The organism is Metabacillus indicus (genome assembly GCF_046603695.1).
In the GTDB taxonomy this organism is placed as follows: Bacteria; Bacillota; Bacilli; order Bacillales; family Bacillaceae; genus Bacillus_P; species Bacillus_P indicus.
In genome coordinates, this window is the sequence record NZ_CP176757.1 from 1,405,980 (window position 1) to 1,423,616 (window position 17,637).

17 protein-coding genes are annotated in these 17,637 nt (G+C 44.7%); 11 read left to right on the plus strand and 6 right to left on the minus strand.

All coding sequences use genetic code 11. The features are described from left to right. Positions 1 to 110: 110 nt before the first annotated feature. From nagA to nagE, 5 genes are read left to right on the plus strand one after another with little or no spacing between them, the layout of a single operon-like run. Entirely contained in the window at positions 111 to 1,295 is a 1,185-nt protein-coding gene (gene nagA, locus ACK1LH_RS06975) for an N-acetylglucosamine-6-phosphate deacetylase (RefSeq protein WP_029281952.1), read from the plus strand. Further along, positions 1,292 to 2,047, plus strand: a complete 756-nt coding sequence (gene nagB, locus ACK1LH_RS06980; RefSeq protein ID WP_029565383.1) for a glucosamine-6-phosphate deaminase — start codon at positions 1,292 to 1,294, stop codon at positions 2,045 to 2,047. The genes nagA and nagB overlap by 4 nt, the downstream gene beginning before the upstream one ends. After that, positions 2,044 to 2,772 carry a GntR family transcriptional regulator gene (locus ACK1LH_RS06985; RefSeq protein WP_029565384.1) on the plus strand — a complete coding sequence of 243 codons (729 nt, stop codon included), beginning with the start codon at positions 2,044 to 2,046 and terminating at the stop codon, positions 2,770 to 2,772. Before nagB ends, ACK1LH_RS06985 begins: the two co-directional genes overlap by 4 nt. Continuing rightward, positions 2,769 to 3,677 carry an N-acetylmuramic acid 6-phosphate etherase gene (murQ, locus tag ACK1LH_RS06990; protein WP_029565385.1) on the plus strand — a complete coding sequence of 303 codons (909 nt, stop codon included), beginning with the start codon at positions 2,769 to 2,771 and terminating at the stop codon, positions 3,675 to 3,677. Before ACK1LH_RS06985 ends, murQ begins: the two co-directional genes overlap by 4 nt. Positions 3,678 to 3,689: 12 nt before the next feature. Next, on the plus strand, positions 3,690 to 5,063 hold the full coding sequence (gene nagE, locus ACK1LH_RS06995) for an N-acetylglucosamine-specific PTS transporter subunit IIBC (protein ID WP_029281944.1): 1,374 nt from the start codon (positions 3,690 to 3,692) through the stop codon (positions 5,061 to 5,063). A gap of 27 nt (positions 5,064 to 5,090) precedes the next feature. Here the strand turns inward: nagE and ACK1LH_RS07000 are convergent, their stop codons facing one another. Next, on the minus strand, positions 5,091 to 5,906 hold the full coding sequence (locus tag ACK1LH_RS07000) for an alpha/beta hydrolase (RefSeq protein ID WP_324606977.1): 816 nt from the start codon (positions 5,904 to 5,906) through the stop codon (positions 5,091 to 5,093). 345 nt (positions 5,907 to 6,251) lie between these two features. On the opposite strand from ACK1LH_RS07000, the gene ACK1LH_RS07005 reads away from it, so the two are divergent. Further along, complete coding sequence (locus tag ACK1LH_RS07005) at positions 6,252 to 6,449, plus strand: cold-shock protein (protein WP_029281940.1); 198 nt, start codon at positions 6,252 to 6,254, stop codon at positions 6,447 to 6,449. A gap of 613 nt (positions 6,450 to 7,062) precedes the next feature. Here the strand turns inward: ACK1LH_RS07005 and ACK1LH_RS07010 are convergent. Then, complete coding sequence (locus ACK1LH_RS07010) at positions 7,063 to 8,598, minus strand: FAD-dependent oxidoreductase (protein WP_411334855.1); 1,536 nt, start codon at positions 8,596 to 8,598, stop codon at positions 7,063 to 7,065. Between the two features lie 133 nt (positions 8,599 to 8,731). Between ACK1LH_RS07010 and ACK1LH_RS07015 the strand changes: the two genes are divergently transcribed. Together ACK1LH_RS07015 and abc-f are read left to right on the plus strand one after the other, a co-directional pair. After that, positions 8,732 to 8,866, plus strand: coding sequence for an RAxF-45 family protein (locus ACK1LH_RS07015; RefSeq protein ID WP_282033294.1), 135 nt, complete (start codon positions 8,732 to 8,734; stop codon positions 8,864 to 8,866). Between the two features lie 148 nt (positions 8,867 to 9,014). Further along, a complete protein-coding gene (gene abc-f / locus ACK1LH_RS07020; protein WP_411334856.1) occupies positions 9,015 to 10,883 on the plus strand; it encodes a ribosomal protection-like ABC-F family protein in 1,869 nt (622 codons plus the stop codon). Between the two features lie 62 nt (positions 10,884 to 10,945). Here abc-f and ACK1LH_RS07025 read toward each other — a convergent pair whose 3' ends face one another. The 4 genes from ACK1LH_RS07025 to ACK1LH_RS07040 all read right to left on the minus strand — a co-directional run bounded on the left by ACK1LH_RS07025 (position 10,946) and on the right by ACK1LH_RS07040 (position 14,076). Beyond that, positions 10,946 to 11,302: a hypothetical protein gene (locus tag ACK1LH_RS07025; RefSeq protein ID WP_051865114.1), complete on the minus strand. Its 357-nt coding sequence runs from the start codon at positions 11,300 to 11,302 to the stop codon at positions 10,946 to 10,948. Positions 11,303 to 11,366: 64 nt separating this feature from the next. Next, the gene (locus ACK1LH_RS07030; protein ID WP_411335077.1) at positions 11,367 to 12,161 is read right to left on the minus strand and encodes an ABC transporter ATP-binding protein; all 795 of its coding nucleotides are present in this window, start codon (positions 12,159 to 12,161) and stop codon (positions 11,367 to 11,369) included. Then, positions 12,154 to 13,131 (minus strand): ABC transporter permease, encoded by a 978-nt coding sequence (locus ACK1LH_RS07035; RefSeq protein WP_411334857.1) that lies wholly within the window; start codon positions 13,129 to 13,131, stop codon positions 12,154 to 12,156. Before ACK1LH_RS07035 ends, ACK1LH_RS07030 begins: the two co-directional genes overlap by 8 nt. A 12-nt stretch (positions 13,132 to 13,143) precedes the next feature. Further along, entirely contained in the window at positions 13,144 to 14,076 is a 933-nt protein-coding gene (locus ACK1LH_RS07040) for an ABC transporter substrate-binding protein (RefSeq protein ID WP_234703382.1), read from the minus strand. 226 nt (positions 14,077 to 14,302) lie between these two features. Between ACK1LH_RS07040 and ACK1LH_RS07045 the strand changes: the two genes are divergently transcribed. The 3 genes from ACK1LH_RS07045 to ACK1LH_RS07055 all read left to right on the plus strand — a co-directional run bounded on the left by ACK1LH_RS07045 (position 14,303) and on the right by ACK1LH_RS07055 (position 17,599). Next, on the plus strand, positions 14,303 to 15,712 hold the full coding sequence (locus ACK1LH_RS07045) for a sucrose-specific PTS transporter subunit IIBC (RefSeq protein WP_029281926.1): 1,410 nt from the start codon (positions 14,303 to 14,305) through the stop codon (positions 15,710 to 15,712). A 126-nt stretch (positions 15,713 to 15,838) separates the two neighbouring features. Continuing rightward, a complete protein-coding gene (locus tag ACK1LH_RS07050; protein ID WP_029281924.1) occupies positions 15,839 to 16,219 on the plus strand; it encodes a hypothetical protein in 381 nt (126 codons plus the stop codon). Positions 16,220 to 16,354: 135 nt separating this feature from the next. Beyond that, positions 16,355 to 17,599 carry a helix-turn-helix domain-containing protein gene (locus ACK1LH_RS07055; protein ID WP_029281922.1) on the plus strand — a complete coding sequence of 415 codons (1,245 nt, stop codon included), beginning with the start codon at positions 16,355 to 16,357 and terminating at the stop codon, positions 17,597 to 17,599. Positions 17,600 to 17,637 lie beyond the last annotated feature (38 nt).

Here is a 17,637-nt window from a genome sequence, read left to right on the forward strand (position 1 = left end):
TAAGGAGGCCAGGGTAAGTTAAGAGAAATGAATGAAATATAAACTGGTATAGACAACTAGTTGAATAGATGTTATAGTATGTGTGAAAACGGATGCAAGGAGCTGTAATGATGGCACAAATATGCTTATTGAACGCTGAAATTTATACTGGCGAATCCATTATTGAGAGTGGGTACGTTTTAATAGAAGATGAAAAAATAAAAGAAGTCGGGATGATGGAGGATTATCAGGAGCAGAGCGGATTTGAGCGCGTAATTGATTTAAAGCACGCTGCAAAGGCCGTGCCGGGGTTTATTGATCTCCACATCCACGGCGCACATGGCGCGGATGTGATGGATGCTACTGAAGAAGCGCTGCAAACAATGACTTCAAAGCTTCCATTTGAAGGAACAACAAGTTTTCTGGCAACTACAATGACTTCAAGTAAAGAACAAATTTCTAAAGCGCTTGTTAATACAGCCGGATACTTAAAAGAAAAAAATCAAACCGGTGCAGAGATCCTTGGCATTCACCTTGAAGGTCCATTTTTAAATCCGAAACGCGCAGGAGCTCAGGCACCCGGAAATATTATTGAACCCTCAGTTGAACTTTTTGACAGGTGGCATGAAGAGTCAGGCGGAAGTATCAAACTTGTGACACTGGCAGCGGAACGCGAAGGCGGGTATGAGCTTGCGAGCCATTTAAAGAGTTTGTCAATCGTCCCGTCAATCGGCCACAGTGATGCTGTTTATCAGGAAGTGGAGACGGCGGTTGCAAGCGGAGTTCATCATGCAACACATCTTTTCAACGGGATGAGAGGCATTCATCATCGCGATGCAGGCACTGCCGGCGCTGTTCTGATGAAGGATGAAGTGATGACGGAAATGATTGTGGACGGCATTCATATTGCACCTGAAATGGTCAAGTTTGCTTATAGAATGAAAGGCAGTGAAAGGGCCATTCTCATAACAGATGCCATGCGTGCTAAAGGGCTCGGTCCAGGCACATACGATCTTGGCGGACAGGAAGTAACAGTTGACGGGGAGCGGGCGACACTCGCCGATGGAACACTGGCGGGAAGTATTCTTACATTTAGAGATGCAGCGGTCAACATGATGTCATTCACGGGATGCTCTCTTTTGGATGCTGTCACGATGTCATCTGTTAATCCTGCTAAACAAATTGGGGTCTACGACAGAAAAGGGAGCCTTGAGAAGGGAAAAGATGCAGACATTGCCGTGCTCGATGACGAGTTAAATGTGATGATGACGATCTGCAGAGGAACGATATCTTTTACAGGGAGTGCTGACAAATGAAGCTGATTGAAGCGAAGGATTACAAGGAAATGAGCATACTTGCTTCAAGAATAATCTCAGAGCAGGTCCGGTCCAAAAAAGACTCAGTGCTTGGGCTTGCAACGGGAGGAACGGTTTTAGGCACCTATCAGCAGCTGATCCTTGACCATCAGGATAACGGAACAGACTACTCTGAAGTTAGAACTTTTAATCTGGATGAGTATGCAGGTCTCCATAAAGATGATGAAAACAGCTATCATACGTACATGAAGAAGCATTTTTTTGACAGCGTCAATGTCTCTGCTGCCAATACACATCTTCCTGACGGAGAAGCATCCGACTTAGAGAAAGAGTGCGGGGATTACGACAGGCTGATCAGCGAAAGCGGCGGCATTGACCTGCAGCTTCTGGGAATAGGTCAGAACGGGCACATTGGATTTAATGAACCGGGCAGCTCATTTGATTCAAACACCCATCTTGTGAAGCTTGCACAATCGACCCGCGAAGCGAATGCAAGGTATTTCGACAGAATCGAAGATGTACCGAAACATGCGGTTACCATGGGAATCGCTTCAATCATGAGAAGCAAAAAAATTCTTCTTCTTGCATCAGGTGTTCAAAAAGCAGCTATATTAAATGATCTTTTTCATGCGGATGTATCTGAAGATATTCCGGCGACTGTCCTTAGAAACCACCCGAATGCAGTGATTATTGCAGACCGGGAAGCCCTGTCAAAGCTTCAGCCGGATGAAAGGAAGATGTTTGCAAGATGATTCAAAAGAACTCACCCCTGCCAATCTACTATCAGCTCGAAGAAGCCATCAAAGAAGCAATTCAAAATCAGGAGCTGACACCAGGCCGGATGATTCCATCTGAGAGAGAATACGCGGAAAAGTACGGAATCAGCAGAATGACTGTCAGACAAGCTCTTTCTAACCTTGTAAATGATGGCTTTCTTTACAGACAGAGAGGGAAGGGAACGTTTGTCGCCCACCAGAAAATTGAACAGCCGCTTCAGGGGCTGACCAGTTTTTCTGAGGATATGAGGTCGCGGGGCCTTGAACCAAGTACGCGGGTCATCAGCTTCAAGGTAGTGCCTGCAAGTCATGACCTTGCTTCCAAGCTTGAGGTGGAAGCGGGAACATCCCTTTTTGAATTAAAACGGATCCGGCTTGCAGACCAGCTGCCGATGGCCTATGAAATGCTGTACATTTCAAAAGAAGTGGCACCCGATCTGACCGAAGAAATCGCTCAATCTTCTATCTATGAGTACGTGGAAAATAAACTGGGACTGAAGATTCAGCATGGACGCCAAGTTCTTGAGGCCTCTATTGCCAGAAGGACAGAAGCGGAAATGCTCCAGGTCGAAGAAGGTGCCCCGGTCCTGATGATCGAGCGGAGAAGCACGCTTGAATCAAATAAACCCCTTGAAGTCGTTAAATCTGTTTACCGGGCTGACCGCTATAAATTCACCATTGATATGGAGCGATTCTCATGAATAAACGCGCAACAGAAGAAAAAAACATCCGAACGTCTGCCATTGATGAAATGACTTCCTATGAGATGGTTAAACTTATGCACCAGGAGGACACGGCAATTTCTGCCGCTGTGGAGAAAGCACTTCCCAAAATTGCTGAAGCAGCCGATGAAATTGTAGCGCGATGGAACAAAGGCGGAAGAGTGTTTGTCATTGGAGCAGGAACCAGCGGAAGAGTGGGCATGCTTGATGCAGTGGAGCTCGGACCGACTTTTTCTGTAGAGGAAGACAGATGGACGGCCATTGTATCAGGAGGAAATGAAGCGATGTGGATGCCGCTTGAGGAGACTGAAGACGATGAACACGCCATCAGGGAGGAATTGAAATCCCATTCACTGGCTGAGCAGGACTGTGTCATCGGCATCACAGCCAGCGGTTCAACTCCGTTTGCTGTAAGCGGCCTTGACTATGCGAAACAGGCGGGTGCCTGTGCAATATCGATCAGCAACAATGAACATTCTGTCATATCCAAGATAGCTGATGTTGCCATAGAACTTACAACTGGACCTGAAGTCATCAGAGGGTCAACAAGACTAAAAGCGGGGACTTCTCAAAAAATCGCTCTGAACATGATCTCAACAAGCGTCATGATTCAGCTTGGGAAAGTATACGAAAACGAGATGGCCGACATGAAACTGATCAACCGCAAACTGAAAAAGCGGGCAGAGTTGATTTTGGCGGAAACGACGGGCATTGATGAGGAAACAGCAGGACTAACCATGGAAAAAACGCAGTACAATCTTAAAGAAGCCATTTTCATGACAGTCACACATGCATCACGGGAAGAAGCAGGCCTCTATATTCATGAGGCTCAAGGGAGATTGAAACAAGCGATTCATCGCTTTTTCGATAATAAAAACAAGTAAGGGGGAATTATTATGTTGGGGTTTTTACAGAAAATAGGTAAATCACTGCAGCTGCCGATCGCCGTACTTCCGGCTGCCGGGCTTATGCTGCGCCTTGGACAGGATGACCTGCTCGGCATTCCGTTATTGGCGCAGACAGGCGATTTCATTTTTGCAAATTTGGCTCTTATCTTTGCCATTGGGGTTGCAATCGGCTTATCGAAGGATGGGCATGGTTCTGCTGCGCTTGCAGGTACAATTGGCTACCTGGTTTTAACGAAAGGGATTGAAGTCATCAATCCGGATATTAAGCTGTCCGTTCTTGGGGGGATTATAGCCGGTATTATAGCCGGTCTCTTATATAACCGTTTTTCAGAGATAAAATTGCCTGAATGGCTCGCATTCTTTGGGGGGCGCAGGTTTGTTCCCATCATTACGGCTGCCGTTATGCTTATTCTCTCTCTTGCATTCGGCTATCTTTGGGGTCCTGTGCAGGAAGGGATCAACAACGTGGGTGTCTGGCTGACTGAGGCTGGTGCCGCAGGTGTAGCCATCTATGGATTCTTAAACCGAATCTTAATTCCAGTAGGACTTCATCAGTTTATTAATAGTTTGGTATGGTTTGTATTCGGCGAATATAACGGAGCGACAGGTGATCTTAACCGATTCTTCGCCGGTGATCCAAGTGCAGGATTTTTCATGTCAGGCATGTTCCCGATCATGATGTTCGGCCTTCCTGCAGCTGCAGCTGCCATGATTATGGCTGCTAAAAAAGAGCGCCGCAAAGCTGTATCAGGTTTGCTGATCGGTGTTGCGTTTACATCATTTTTAACAGGTATTACAGAACCGATCGAGTTTATGTTCATGTTCTTATCGCCATTGCTGTATGTTATCCACGCTGTCTTAACCGGTGCGTCGATGGCAATAGCACAGCTGCTTGATATTCACCTTGGCTTTACATTCTCTGCTGGAGCCATTGATTATGTATTGAACTTTAACGCTCCGGCTGCGAAAAATGCATGGCTGCTCCTTGTCATGGGAGCTGTGTATGCTGCAATCTATTTCTTCCTGTTCTACTTCCTGATCAAGAAGCTTGATCTGAAAACGCCTGGCCGCGAGGATGAGACAGATGAGGAAGCAATCAGCGAACCTGCTGCGGGCGGAGACAAATATGCTGCAATGGCAGCAAAATATATGGCCGGTCTTGGCGGCAGCGACAATCTGACAGAGATTGATAACTGTGTGACGCGCCTTCGCCTTAAAGTGAAGGACGCAGGTGCAATTGATGAAAAAGCACTCAAGCAAGCTGGTGCAAGAGGCGTAATCAAGCTGACGAAAACAGATGTACAGGTGATCGTCGGAACAGACGTTGAGTTTGTATCCAATGAGCTGAAAAAACTGAAATAAAGAAGAATGCCTGAATCATCTCCTGATTCAGGCATTTTTTATGCGGACAGAAAAACGGTCTGCTTCTGTCTTTACTATAAATGAGACAGCATGATGATTGAATCTGTCAGGCTGATCAATATTGCAGACGTGACCTGAATCAGCTATGTACACGGCCTGTACATCCTTGTTTTCCGAGGCAATCTCTTTTACCGGCTTTAAAAATAAATGGTCTTGTTCTCCCATTAAAAACAGGACAGGAATTTTGTGGAAGTCTTTTTGAAGCTCTATCAAGTACGGATTCACGAAACGCGTCAGTGAAAACCATTGAATAAACTCTTTTTGGCACATCTTCTTTGCCTGGCTGATGAACATCGTGCGGGATTCTTTATGAGTTGCATAGGGCATTATGATCCAGGCAAACAAAGAGTAAAGCCACATATACGGGAGAATTCTTTTGCCGAGGTTGCCAACAACAAGCAGCATTCTCGTAAAGACGTTCAGTTTTGTGATGGCCCCGCCGAGAACCATGGAAGAAAGAAGCCTTGGCCTGATCTTCGCGATGGTTTGAATAACAATCGTGCCAAGTGAAATCCCGACAAAATGAGAAGAGGATATTTTCAGCCGGTCATGAACATCGATAACTTCTTCAGCAATGTCTGAAAAATCATCGCCCTCTTTCCACATCCCCTTTGCGGATCTTCCATGTCCGCGCAGATCAATGAGCAAGATGTTAAAATGTTTTTTAAATTCCCTTATTTGCTTGTACCAAATTGACGAGCTTCCGCCTGCACCATGTATAAAGGTAACCCACGGCTTTTTCTCGTGAAGTTTCAGGGTTCTGTAATATAAAATGTGTAACACCTGCCATCTGGTAAGATTATAGGTTCATAGGAACTTATATCTTAATATGAGCAGGGAACAAATAGTAGAAAAAGAGGTCAATTGTAAGAAAAGTGTCACAATTGAGAGGCAGGCTCATGTCGTGGAAGAACGCTGCGCGTGTTCTGCCATAATATGCACACAGACAAGTAGATTCCTACTTTAAAAAGATCTTAGAAACGGTTGCGGGTCCTTTAGGCTTTTGTTATAATGAAGTTACTTATTTTTGTTCGTAATATGATTAAAAAGGCACTCGTCTTGAAGAATATTATTTAGAGCAGGGATAGTAATACAATTGTGCGCTTGGCGCACGAGGAGGATACACACATGTTACAAGGTAAAGTTAAATGGTTTAACGCAGAAAAAGGTTTCGGTTTCATCGAAGCAGAAGGTCAAGAAGACGTATTCGTACATTTCTCTGCTATTCAAGGCGAAGGCTTCAAATCTCTAGAAGAAGGCCAAGAAGTTACTTTCGAAATCGTTGAAGGCGCTCGTGGACCACAAGCTGCTAACGTTCAAAAGTAATGACTGAAAAAGACTCCTGTTAAGGAGTCTTTTTTTGTCTGCACAATTAAAACACGGCAAGCGTGTGAATCCTACCCTCGGAAACCGTAAAACGATCTGGGAGGGTAAGCAAGCTCTGGGATCGTACCCTCGGAAACCGTAAAACGATCTGGGAGGGTAAGCAAATGCTGGAATCGTACCCTCGAAAACCGTAAAACGATCTGGGAGGGTAAGCAAATGCTGGAATCGTACCCTCGGAAACCGTAAAACGATCTGGGAGGGTAAGCAAAAGGCAGAATCGTACCCCGCGAACCGGTAAAAACGTTAATGGAGGGTAAGCAAAAGGCAGAATCGTACCCAGCAACCCGGTAAAAACGTTAATGGAGGGTAAGCAAAAGGCAGAATCGTACCCAGCAACCCGGTAAAAACGCTATTGGAGGGTAAGTAAGCGCCCGAATCGTACCCAGCAACCCGGTAAAAACGTTAATGGAGGGTAAGCAAAAGGCAGAATCGTACCCCGCGAACCGGTAAAAACGTTGATGGAGGGTAAGCAAAAGGCAGAATCGTACCCAGTAAACCGGTAAAAACGTTAATGGAGGGTAAGTAAAGCCCCAAGGTCTCCCCCCTGCAAAACTTACTCTTCCTTTATCATTTTCAGCGGCTTATCAGCCGGCCCTTCTATCACATCACCCTTATAAGAAAACCTCGACCCGTGACACGGGCAGTCCCAAGAGCGGTCTCCGCTGTTCCATTCCACTTCGCAGCCGAGATGGGTGCAGGTCATGTCCACAAGGTGAAGCACTCCATGTTCGTCTTTATAGCCCCCTGCTTTTTTCCCGTTCACCATCACCGCACAGCCTTCATCAGCATGAAGATCATCAGGTGTCTTTGATGGACGCTTGATTTTACCTGCTATTAGGTGCTTTGCTACATCGGCATTTGCTTTCAGAAATTCTTTTACACCAGGGTCAGAGTGAAAGCGGCTCGGAGTGAAAAGGTCAAAATAGCGTGATTCTTTCTTCACAATTAAATCCCTGAGCATATGTGCAGCAAACGTGCCGTTTGTCATGCCCCATTTATGAAACCCCGTGGCTGCGTAGATATTGGGATTGCTTGATGTGAGGGGGCCGATGTACGGGATTTTATCCAATGTAAACAAGTCCTGTGCGGACCACCTGTGTGTAATCTCCTCCAAGCCAAAAATCTCTTCTCCAAAACCTTCGAGCTTTTCATAAAGTTTGTGGGTATCTTTCTCCTGGCCTGCTTTATGTCCTTCGCCTCCGATCAAGACGACATCCTGACCGCTGGAGGATGCGGATCTTAGCGAACGCTTAGGTTCATCGACACTTAGATACATGCCGCCGGGATACGGTTTTGACGTTTTTGCACTGATGACGTATGAACGATCAGCATACATTCTGGCAAAATAAAAGCCGTTTCCGTCATAAAAAGGAAAATGAGTCGCTGCAATGACATGTTCACAAGTGACCTCAAAACCTTCATTTGAAAGCAGAACAGGCTCTTCTTTTGTGCCTTTTACGTCAATTATCGCTGTGTTTTCATAAATCTGTACACCAGACTGCAGCATTTCTTCAAGAAGGGCGTGCAAATAATTCAGCGGGTGAAACTGAGCCTGGTTTTTTACAACCAGGGCGCCTTTAATGTCTATATTCAACGAGAGCTTTTCAATAAACTCATAAGGAATGCCAATAGCATCATAAGCATCTTTTTCCTTAAGGAGTTTGTCCAGCGATTCATCTGAAACTGCATATAGAACGGCATCCTGATTGCTGAAATCACACGGAATGTTTTTTTCTTCAACGGTGTTTCTTATAAAATCAAGTCCTGCCTGGTTCGCTTCATAATAGTGTTTGGCGCCATCTGTTCCAACATGCTGAATCAGCTCGTGATAAATAAGATCATGCTGAATGGTAACTTTAGCAGTCGTATGGCCGGTCGTGCCATTGAGCAGACAATCAGAATCAATCAGTGCAACCTTAAGTCCTTCTTTCGCAAGCAGGTAGGCTGAAGTGATGCCGGTAATGCCCCCGCCTACTACTGCCGCATCAACGGTTATGTGCTTTGAAAGTTTGGAAAAAGCGGGAAGGTTCGCCGTGTCTCTCCAGTAAGGTTCAGGAAACCGGGGCAGTTTCGAGTTCGTATTTTTCATATGTAATCCTCCTCCTCAGTCACCATTAGAATATCCTCATGGCAAAAATACATGTATTTGGAAGAATGGATTGATAATTCTGAAAGCGGCAGGTTATAATAGTAGTACTTTAAGGAACGGAGGTGGATGAGAGATGAACAGTTTGAATGTGCTGCACGGTAAAGAATTATCATACCTTTATTTGTGTCGTGCTATTTTTCATGCAATTGCTGCTGACGGGATACGTCTGTCCTTTTTCAGCAACTGCATAAACACATTCAAACGTTAAGAAGATTCTCTTATCCACAAGTGATGCGGAGGGCTTATTAGCTCTCCGTTTTTTGTTTTGGCGCGTTCAGATAAACTCGCTGAAGAACCAGGATAAGCAGGAAACTGCTTATTCTGGTTTTTTTTATATTTGAAAGGGGTTCCTACTAATGACGATATGTTCGGTTCAGGGATTAACAAAATCATACGGTAGCCAGCTGATTTTTGAAAAGCTGAGCTTTGAAATAAACGAAGGCGAAAAGATTGGGTTTACAGGCAGAAATGGTACAGGGAAAACGACGATTTTTAAATGTTTGTCAGGAATTGAGCAGCCGGACGAAGGCACAATTGCTATTAAAAAAGGAAAAAAGATCGGCTATCTGGCGCAAATCCCTGTTTTCCCTGAAGGTACGACTGTGGAAGATGTGCTGAGAGAGGGGTTCTCTGAACTGACAGAGCTGTCAGCTGAGATAGCTGAACTTGAGATGAGAATGGCTGAGGAAAAAGATCCCCATCTACTAGAACGGGTGATGGAGCGTTACGGCAGCTGCAGGCAGCAACTTGAATTGCTCGGGGGCTACGAAATGGATGCGAAGGTGCAGGCTGTTGCCAGCGGACTGAAGCTTCAGGAACTCCTGAATAATGAGTTCCAGGCCATAAGCGGAGGAGAAAAAACGAAAGTTTCAATTGGCATGATCCTTTTAAAGCAGCCGGATATTCTGCTGCTTGATGAACCGACCAACCATTTGGATATTGCAGCTGTAGTATGGCTGGAGGGCTATCTCAAAGAATATAAAGGTACCGTTGTTGTAATATCGCATGACCGGGCGTTTCTGGATGAGACGGCTGGAAAAATCCTTGATCTTGAAGGCGGGGAAGTGACTGTCTACCACACTAATTATTCAGGTTTTATCGCCCAGAAACAGAAAAGGCTGCTGGCGGAATTTCAGGCCTATCAGGATCAGCAGAAAAAAATCAAAAAAATGAAAGAGGCGATTAAAAGATTGAAAGAGTGGGCAAATCAGGCTAATCCCCCGAATGAGGGCCTTCATAAGCGGGCAAGAAATATGGAGCGCGCGCTCATGAGAATGGAGAAACTGAAACGGCCTGTCCTGCAGCATAAAAAAATGAATTTGTCCTTTGAAGAGACGGACAGAAGCGGAAAAAGAGTATTGTGTCTTGAAGGCGCTTCAAAATCATTTGGAAATCGGACGATTTTAGAAGAGATTTCACTGGATATTCAGTATAAAGACAGAACCGCTATAGTCGGGGAGAATGGGTCGGGCAAATCCACTTTGCTGAAAATGATCATGGGCCAGGTCGAACCTGAAAGCGGGGCTGTGAAAATTGGCAGCAGTGTAAAGGTCGGTTACCTTTCCCAGCAGTTTGCGCTTGAGGACACCGATGCTGCAATTATTGATTTTTTCAGGGAAGATGTGCATGTATCTGAGGAAGAAGCCCGTCACATTCTTGCAGGGTTCATGTTTTACGGACCAGCCGTTTTTAAAAAAATGAAGCATACAAGCGGCGGCGAACGGATGAGAATTCAGCTTGCAAAGCTTATGCAGCAGGATTTGAACGTGCTTATTTTAGATGAGCCGACAAATCATCTGGATATAGATTCCAGGGAGGTGCTTGAAGATGCGATTGAGCAGTTTGAGGGAACAATCCTGGCCGTTTCCCATGACCGTTTTTTCCTCAACAAGCTTTTTACAAAGACATGCTGGATCCATCAGCAAAAGCTCTACTCCTTTGATGGGAACTATGCCTGGGCCCGTGAAAAAATGGAGCCAGTGATGAATCAGTCTCCAAAAGGCATTAAAGAAAGTCAGCCTTCAATTCTTAAAACGAAACAACCGCAAATAAGAATGCGGGAAAATGTTGAGGACGTACTGAACCAAATTGAACAGCTTGAACATGAGGTGTATGAGATTGAACTGAATATGAATAAACAAAGTGAACTAAATGAGCTGATCCTGCTTAACAGCCGGAAAGAAGAAATAGAAGGAGAAATTAAATGTCTGTATGAAAGACTTTAGAATGAAAAAAGATCCGCTGCCTGTGCAGCGGATCTTTTTTATTGTTGAGTAACATCAAGCGGTTACTTGAAATTTTCTACGCTTTCCGGGTTATCCGAATGATTATCTTTCAAGATGCCATTTTCTTCGATATGGCGTTTGGCTTCTTCGTCGCCAAGCAAATAAATCATCCCGTAAATTTTTCTCATCGAATCGTCATATGCTTTATTTTCAGCATCATGATGATATTCGCGGAATGGCACCTGCGCGCGCTGAAAGGTTTGAAAGTCAGCCGAGCTGTTCTCACTGTAATAGGACTTCAGCTGATCAATCTCAGCCGGAGTGGCATACAGTTTGAAGCTTGGACTTGATTCTGCAGGATTCTGAAGGATTTCTCCGCTTGCCACGTCAATATAGTATGTTTGTTTTTCCTGATTCATCCAACCCATCTCCTTTTAGTGATTTGTCTTTCTTTACCACTAATCGGAGAAATATAACCCTCTATTAACTCAGCATGACCTTGTCTGACAGTGAGCTTCCGCCTTTTATTTTTGAAAATTCGTTCAGCAGGGAGGCTACAGTCAGTTTTTTCTTTTGATCTCCCTCTGCCTGAAAGATAATTCGTCCGCCGTCCATCATGACAAGGCGATTGCCAAGGTCGACTGCCTGCTGCATATTGTGGGTAATCATCAGAGTCGTTAACTGACCTTCTGAAACGAGCTTTTCTGTCAGGTTTGTAATGAGGTCGGCCCGGGAAGGATCAAGTGCAGCTGTATGCTCATCGAGCAAGAGTATTCCCGGATTCGTGAACGTGGCCATTAAAAGGGAAAGCGCCTGCCGTTCGCCTCCTGAAAGAAGCCCGACTTTTGCAGAGAGTCTGTCTTCGAGTCCAAGGCCGAGCGTCGTCAGCTTTTCCTTGAAAAATGCTTTTCTCCTCGCTGTAACGCCGGGTCTCAGTGTGCGTTTATGGACACGTGCATAAGCGATGGCGAGATTCTCTTCTATCGTGAGCGCAGGTGATGTTCCGGCCATCGGATCCTGAAAAACGCGGCCTAGGTATTTGGCGCGCTTGTGCTCGCGCAGGTTTGTCATCGATTTTTCTTCGATCAGCACGTCCCCGTAATCAGGAAAAAGCCTGCCAGATATAACGTTCAGCAAGGTGGATTTACCTGCTCCATTGCTGCCGATTACGGTTACGAAATCTCCTTTTTTAAGAGAAAGGGAAAGCCCGTTCAAAGCTTTTTTCTCATCGGGAGAACCTTCATTAAACACTTTTTCAATCTGCTTCAGCTCAAGCAATATGAACATCTCCCTTTCTCCTGAGAAGTTTTTTCCTTTTTTCTTTCTGTTTTGCCAGCAGCTGCGGCACGACGAGGGCCGCGATGACGATGGCTGCCGTGATCATCTTCATATCGCCTGTCTCAAGGAAGTCTGCTCTAAGCGCAAGCGCAATAATAATGCGGTAGAGTATGGCTCCAATGATGACAGCGAGAGTTGCCCGGATGATTGTTTTTGTTCCGACAAGGGCTTCCCCGATAATGACAGATGCAAGACCAATGATGATCATGCCGATTCCCATGCCAATATCGCTGAATCCTGAAAATTGAGCGATGAAAGCACCAGAAAAGGCAACAAGTGCATTGGATATGCCGAGACCGATAATTTTCAGAAGATCCGTATTGGCTGAAAAGCTTGAGATCATTTTTTCATTATCACCGACAGCGCGGATGGCAATGCCGATTTCTGTTTTCAGGAAATAATCGAGTGAAAGCTTTATAAGCACAATAATGGCGCACATGGCTGCGAGAACTGACCATGTTTTCGGGATAAATGCTTCAAGACCTGCTGATACAAATACAGACTGTATAAATGCGTCGATTCCAAGCTGATTCCAGCCATCAAGCAAAACAGAAAAGACCGTGCTTTCCTGAAGCAAAGGGACGTTTGATTGTCCCATGATCCGCAGATTTATCGAATATAAGGCAATCATCATCAGGATCCCCGAAAGCAGGGGATTGATTTTCCCTTTCGTGTGAAGAATTCCCGTAAGGAACCCTGCAACAAATCCGGCGACAAGGGCCGCCAGAGTTGCGATAAAAGGGTTAACGCCATTTACAATCAATGCAGCACATACCGCGGCACCTGTGACAAAGCTGCCGTCAACGGTGAGATCGGGAAAATCGAGAATCCTGAAGGAAAGATACACACCAAGAGCCATGATGGCGTAGATCAGTCCGGATTCAACAGAAGAGAATAGGGCAGTAAACATGGTGTATCCTCCTTAATCGATTAATTCAGCGTCTTTAAAGTCTTTTATGTCAACATTCATCGCTTCAGCCGCTTTTTTGCTGACCTGCAGTTTTAATTTCTGAGGGTAATCAACAGGGATATCTCCCGCTTTTTTTTCTCCTTTTAGGATATCAGCTGCCTTTAAGCCCGCTTCATATCCAATGTCCCCGTAGTCAAATCCATAAGCAGCAAAACCGCCTCTGGCTACTGAATCAAGCTCTCCGACAAACAGGGGAATGTCTTCGTCGCCTGCAACAGAAATAACAGACTCTAAAGCGGATACGACCGTATTATCAGTAATAATATAGAAAGAATCTACTTTTCCGACTAAGCTTTCAGCGGCCTGCTTGACTTCAGCTGAGGTTGAAACAGATGCTTCAACAATTTCAATATCTGTTCCCTTAGCTGCTTTTTTAACAAGATCAATTTGAGCCGCCGAGTTTTGCTCACCTGAGTTATAGATCATCCCGACCTTATTTCCGTCCACATTTTCATCTATGAATTTGACCGTATTCGGAATGGCATCAGGGTGAGTATCTGTCGTTCCGGTAATGTTTGCACCCGGTTTTTCAAAGCTTTCGACTAGGCCTGCCCCTATTGGATCCGTGACTGAAGTGAAAACAATCGGAATATCTTTAGTAGCATTGAGTGCGCTCAGAGCACTTGGTGTGGAGTTGGCGAAGATCAAGTCAACGCCATCGCCGACAAAATTGCTTGCAATGGTCTGATTATTATTCTGATCGCCGCCTGCAATCTGCACGTCATAGTCAACCTTTAGACCTTCATCTTTCAGTGCTTTTTGAAATCCTTTTAAAGCAGCATCAAGAGAAGGATGCTCGACAATTTGAGTGACACCCACCTGATAGGTCTTTTCGCCGCTGCCTCCCGACGTTTCTTTGCTTCCGCAGCCGGCAGCGATCATCATGCTTGACAGTGCGATTCCCATTCCAAGGTTTTTCCAGTTCATTTGACATACCCCCGTTTTATTTGCTTTTACGCTTTTATGCTTTTATTCATTAAATTATACCGCAATATTTAGTTTCGACAATCATTATTTTCTGATTTGAGTGAAATTTCAGCTATTTTTTCTGTTTAAAAGAAGAGATAATGAGGGAAATTACATGTATGTCAAATACATCCAGGAGGATTCCATGTCAGACACCCGGAAAATTGCCGAAGAAGTCATCTGGGCACTTGGAGGCCGTGAAAATATCACATCTGTGTCGCACTGTGCGACAAGGCTTCGCGTAATGGTGAAAAGGAAAGAAGACATTGATCAGAAAAAAGCGGAGTCCATTGATAAAGTAAAGGGAGCCTTTTTTCATTCAGGGCAATATCAGCTGATTTTCGGAACAGGGACGGTGAACCGCATTTATGAAGAGGTCATTGCGCTAGGTGTTACCGGGTCTGCAAAGGATGAACAGAAAGAGGCAGCAGCAAAAAGCGGCAATTTGTTTCAAAGATCCGTCCGTGCGTTTGGGGATGTTTTTGTTCCAATCATTCCGATTCTCGTTGCTACCGGGCTTTTTATGGGGATTAGGGGCCTTATCCTCCAGGAGCAGGTGCTTGCTTTTTTCGGCATGACACCTGAACAGATCCCGCAAAATGTCATTACGTTTTCAGAGGTGCTGACGGATACAGCCTTTGCTTTTCTTCCCGCGCTTGTTGCATGGTCTGCGTTCAGGGTTTTCGGGGGAAATCCCGTCATTGGAATGGTGCTCGGCTTAATGCTTGTAAGTCCTGCCCTTCCAAATGCCTACGATGTGGCGGCAGATAAAGCCGAGGCGTTGACATTTTTTGGTTTTATTCCGGTTCTTGGCTATCAGGGGTCGGTCCTCCCTGCATTTATCGCGGGGCTAATAGGAGCAAAACTTGAGCGTTCAATCAGGAAACATACAAGAGAATCGCTTGATTTGATTTTGACACCATTTTTAACGCTTTTATTCATGATCATTCTTTCTCTTTTTATCATAGGACCAGTTTTTCATACAGTTGAGGAATTTATCCTGAACAGCACAGTAGCCATATTAAACTGGCCGTTTGGCATAAGCGGTCTCATCATAGGTTCATTAAATCAGCTGATTGTTGTAACAGGCGTCCATCATGTGTTTAACCTGCTTGAGATCCAGCTGCTCGAGCGCTTCGGATACAATCAGTACAATGCGATCATTACGTGTTCTGTCGTTGCACAGGGGGGAGCGGCGCTTGCTGTGGGCCTGAAAACCAAGTCAAAAAAACTGAAGGCCATTGCGCTGCCATCTTCTTTTTCTGCTTTGCTCGGAATCACAGAGCCCGCGATTTTCGGCGTGAACCTCCGCTATATCAAACCGTTTGTCATGGCGCTGATTGGCGGCGGCATTGGCGGATTTGCTGCCTCTCTTGCAGGCCTTAAAGCAACAGGAATGGCGATAACGGCAATTCCTGGAGTTCTGCTGTACTTAAATGGACAGATCATCATGTATCTCGCTGTGAACTTTCTCGCAGTCGCAACGGCATTTGTCCTGACATGGCTGTTCGGTTTTTCAGATAAGATGATTGATTTAGACGATGAAAAGGAATAAACTCCTAAAAATTCACAGATATATAACAAACGGGTAAAAACTATATTACAAAATGATGATATGAAACATTGGCCCTAAGACAATATGTATACTGATTTGTAACAGATTGGATTAGGTGGCATAGAAATGAACATAAATGAGAGAGCATTGGTACATCTATCAGGCATCTATTCAAAGCTTCTAGGGTATTTGCTGGTTCATCGAGATGCTGACGGAAATGTCGCATATGACATCAGCGAGCTGTCGGATGAACTGGGATTGTCAAAGAGGACCGCTATTCTCAGAATGCAGCAGCTTGAGCAGTTTGGCGCCATTCAGACAGAAAAGCAGGGGGTGTGCAGAATCATCACCACCCGCATTGAAAAAACACCGATAAGCCTTTGCTATCAGGCATTGCATGCTTTGAAAAGAAAACCCGGCCTGGCAGAAGATCCTTTGAAGCTGGCTGATGAAATGAATGTGGATGAAAAAGATGCAGAAATGATCCTGCACGTTCTTTCAAAATAATGAAGTGAATACCTCCGGGCTCCCGGGGGTATTTCTGCTGCCGAAAAATATTCTGTTTGAACTCGGGGCCAATCAATTGGGCATGCCGTTATAATAGTTTTATAGAGATGCTTTGACACAGGGGGATGACGCAGCATGCTGGAAGGAAAAATTATTAAATTTTACCGTGAATTCTACAACATAAAGCAAAGGGACCTTGGTGAGGCGATTTGTTCGGCCACGCACATCAGTAAAATAGAACGCGGGCTGACAGAAGTATCGAAGGAAACCATTCAATTGCTGTGCGAGCGGCTTGGAATCAGCATCGATTCAGAAATTGAAAACTACTATAAGATTAAAAAACTTCTTAATGAATGGCACGAAGCCATCATACACAAAAGCCATTCAAAAACCGAAGCTGTCAAAGAGCAGCTTGAAAACAGCCGCCTGCTTCAGATTCAGGACTTTCACCGTACATATACGCTTATTTTAACCAGGTATTATCTATCATCTTCTAAAAATGAAGAAGCAGAAGCTCTTTTAAACGAGATGCGCCTGTGGACCGGTCTGTCCCCATATGAACAAAATCTTTTGCTGCATATCCAGGGGAATTATCATTTGAGAGCCCGGCATGATTACTTTAAAGCAATTGCCGTATTAAAAGAAATTAATCTTGCAGAATATTCTAACCGTGAATATTATTACGATCTGGCGCTTGCTTACCATTCGATTCATTCAAATGTCCTTGCTTACTTTTATGCGGGCAAAGCCCTCCAGTTCTTTACAGAAAACAGAAGCCTGTCACGAATCATTGAAACGGAAATGCTTATGCTGATTCAGCTGGAGCAATCGGATGATGCTGTTTTTCAAAACAAAGAATATGAGCGCCTCATAGAGATGGCAGGAGATTACGGACTGTCTCATCAGCAGGCGCTGCTGCACCACAATTTCGGATATCATCAGCTCAGGCAGGGGGAATTTACAGCTGCAGCAGAATACTATAAAAAATCTGCCGATAAACGGCAGCCCGGAGATCCCAATTACCTTGGTTCTTTTGAAGGATATGTGAATGCTCTCTCAAAAGAGGGCCTGACAAAGAAGGAAGACCTGGCAGCCCTTGCCCAAAAGGGTCTGTCACTCGCCGAAAAAGACGACAATAAGACTTTTATTCATTTTTTTACGATGCACCTATTAAAAATAAACGGGGAAGTCGAATCCTACTATCAGTACATAGAAAACCATGCTTATCCGCACTTTAAAGAACTTGGATATGTTCTTCCGGCACAGCATTACGGTTTATTGCTGTTTGATTATTACATGGAAAAAGGCGATTTGAAAAAGGCCAATGACTTCGCTAAAGGGCTGATGGAGAAGTTCAGGAGGAACAATCAGTTTGTTTAAGCGGATTTTTTCAGGTGACTACTTGAGATCATACAAAA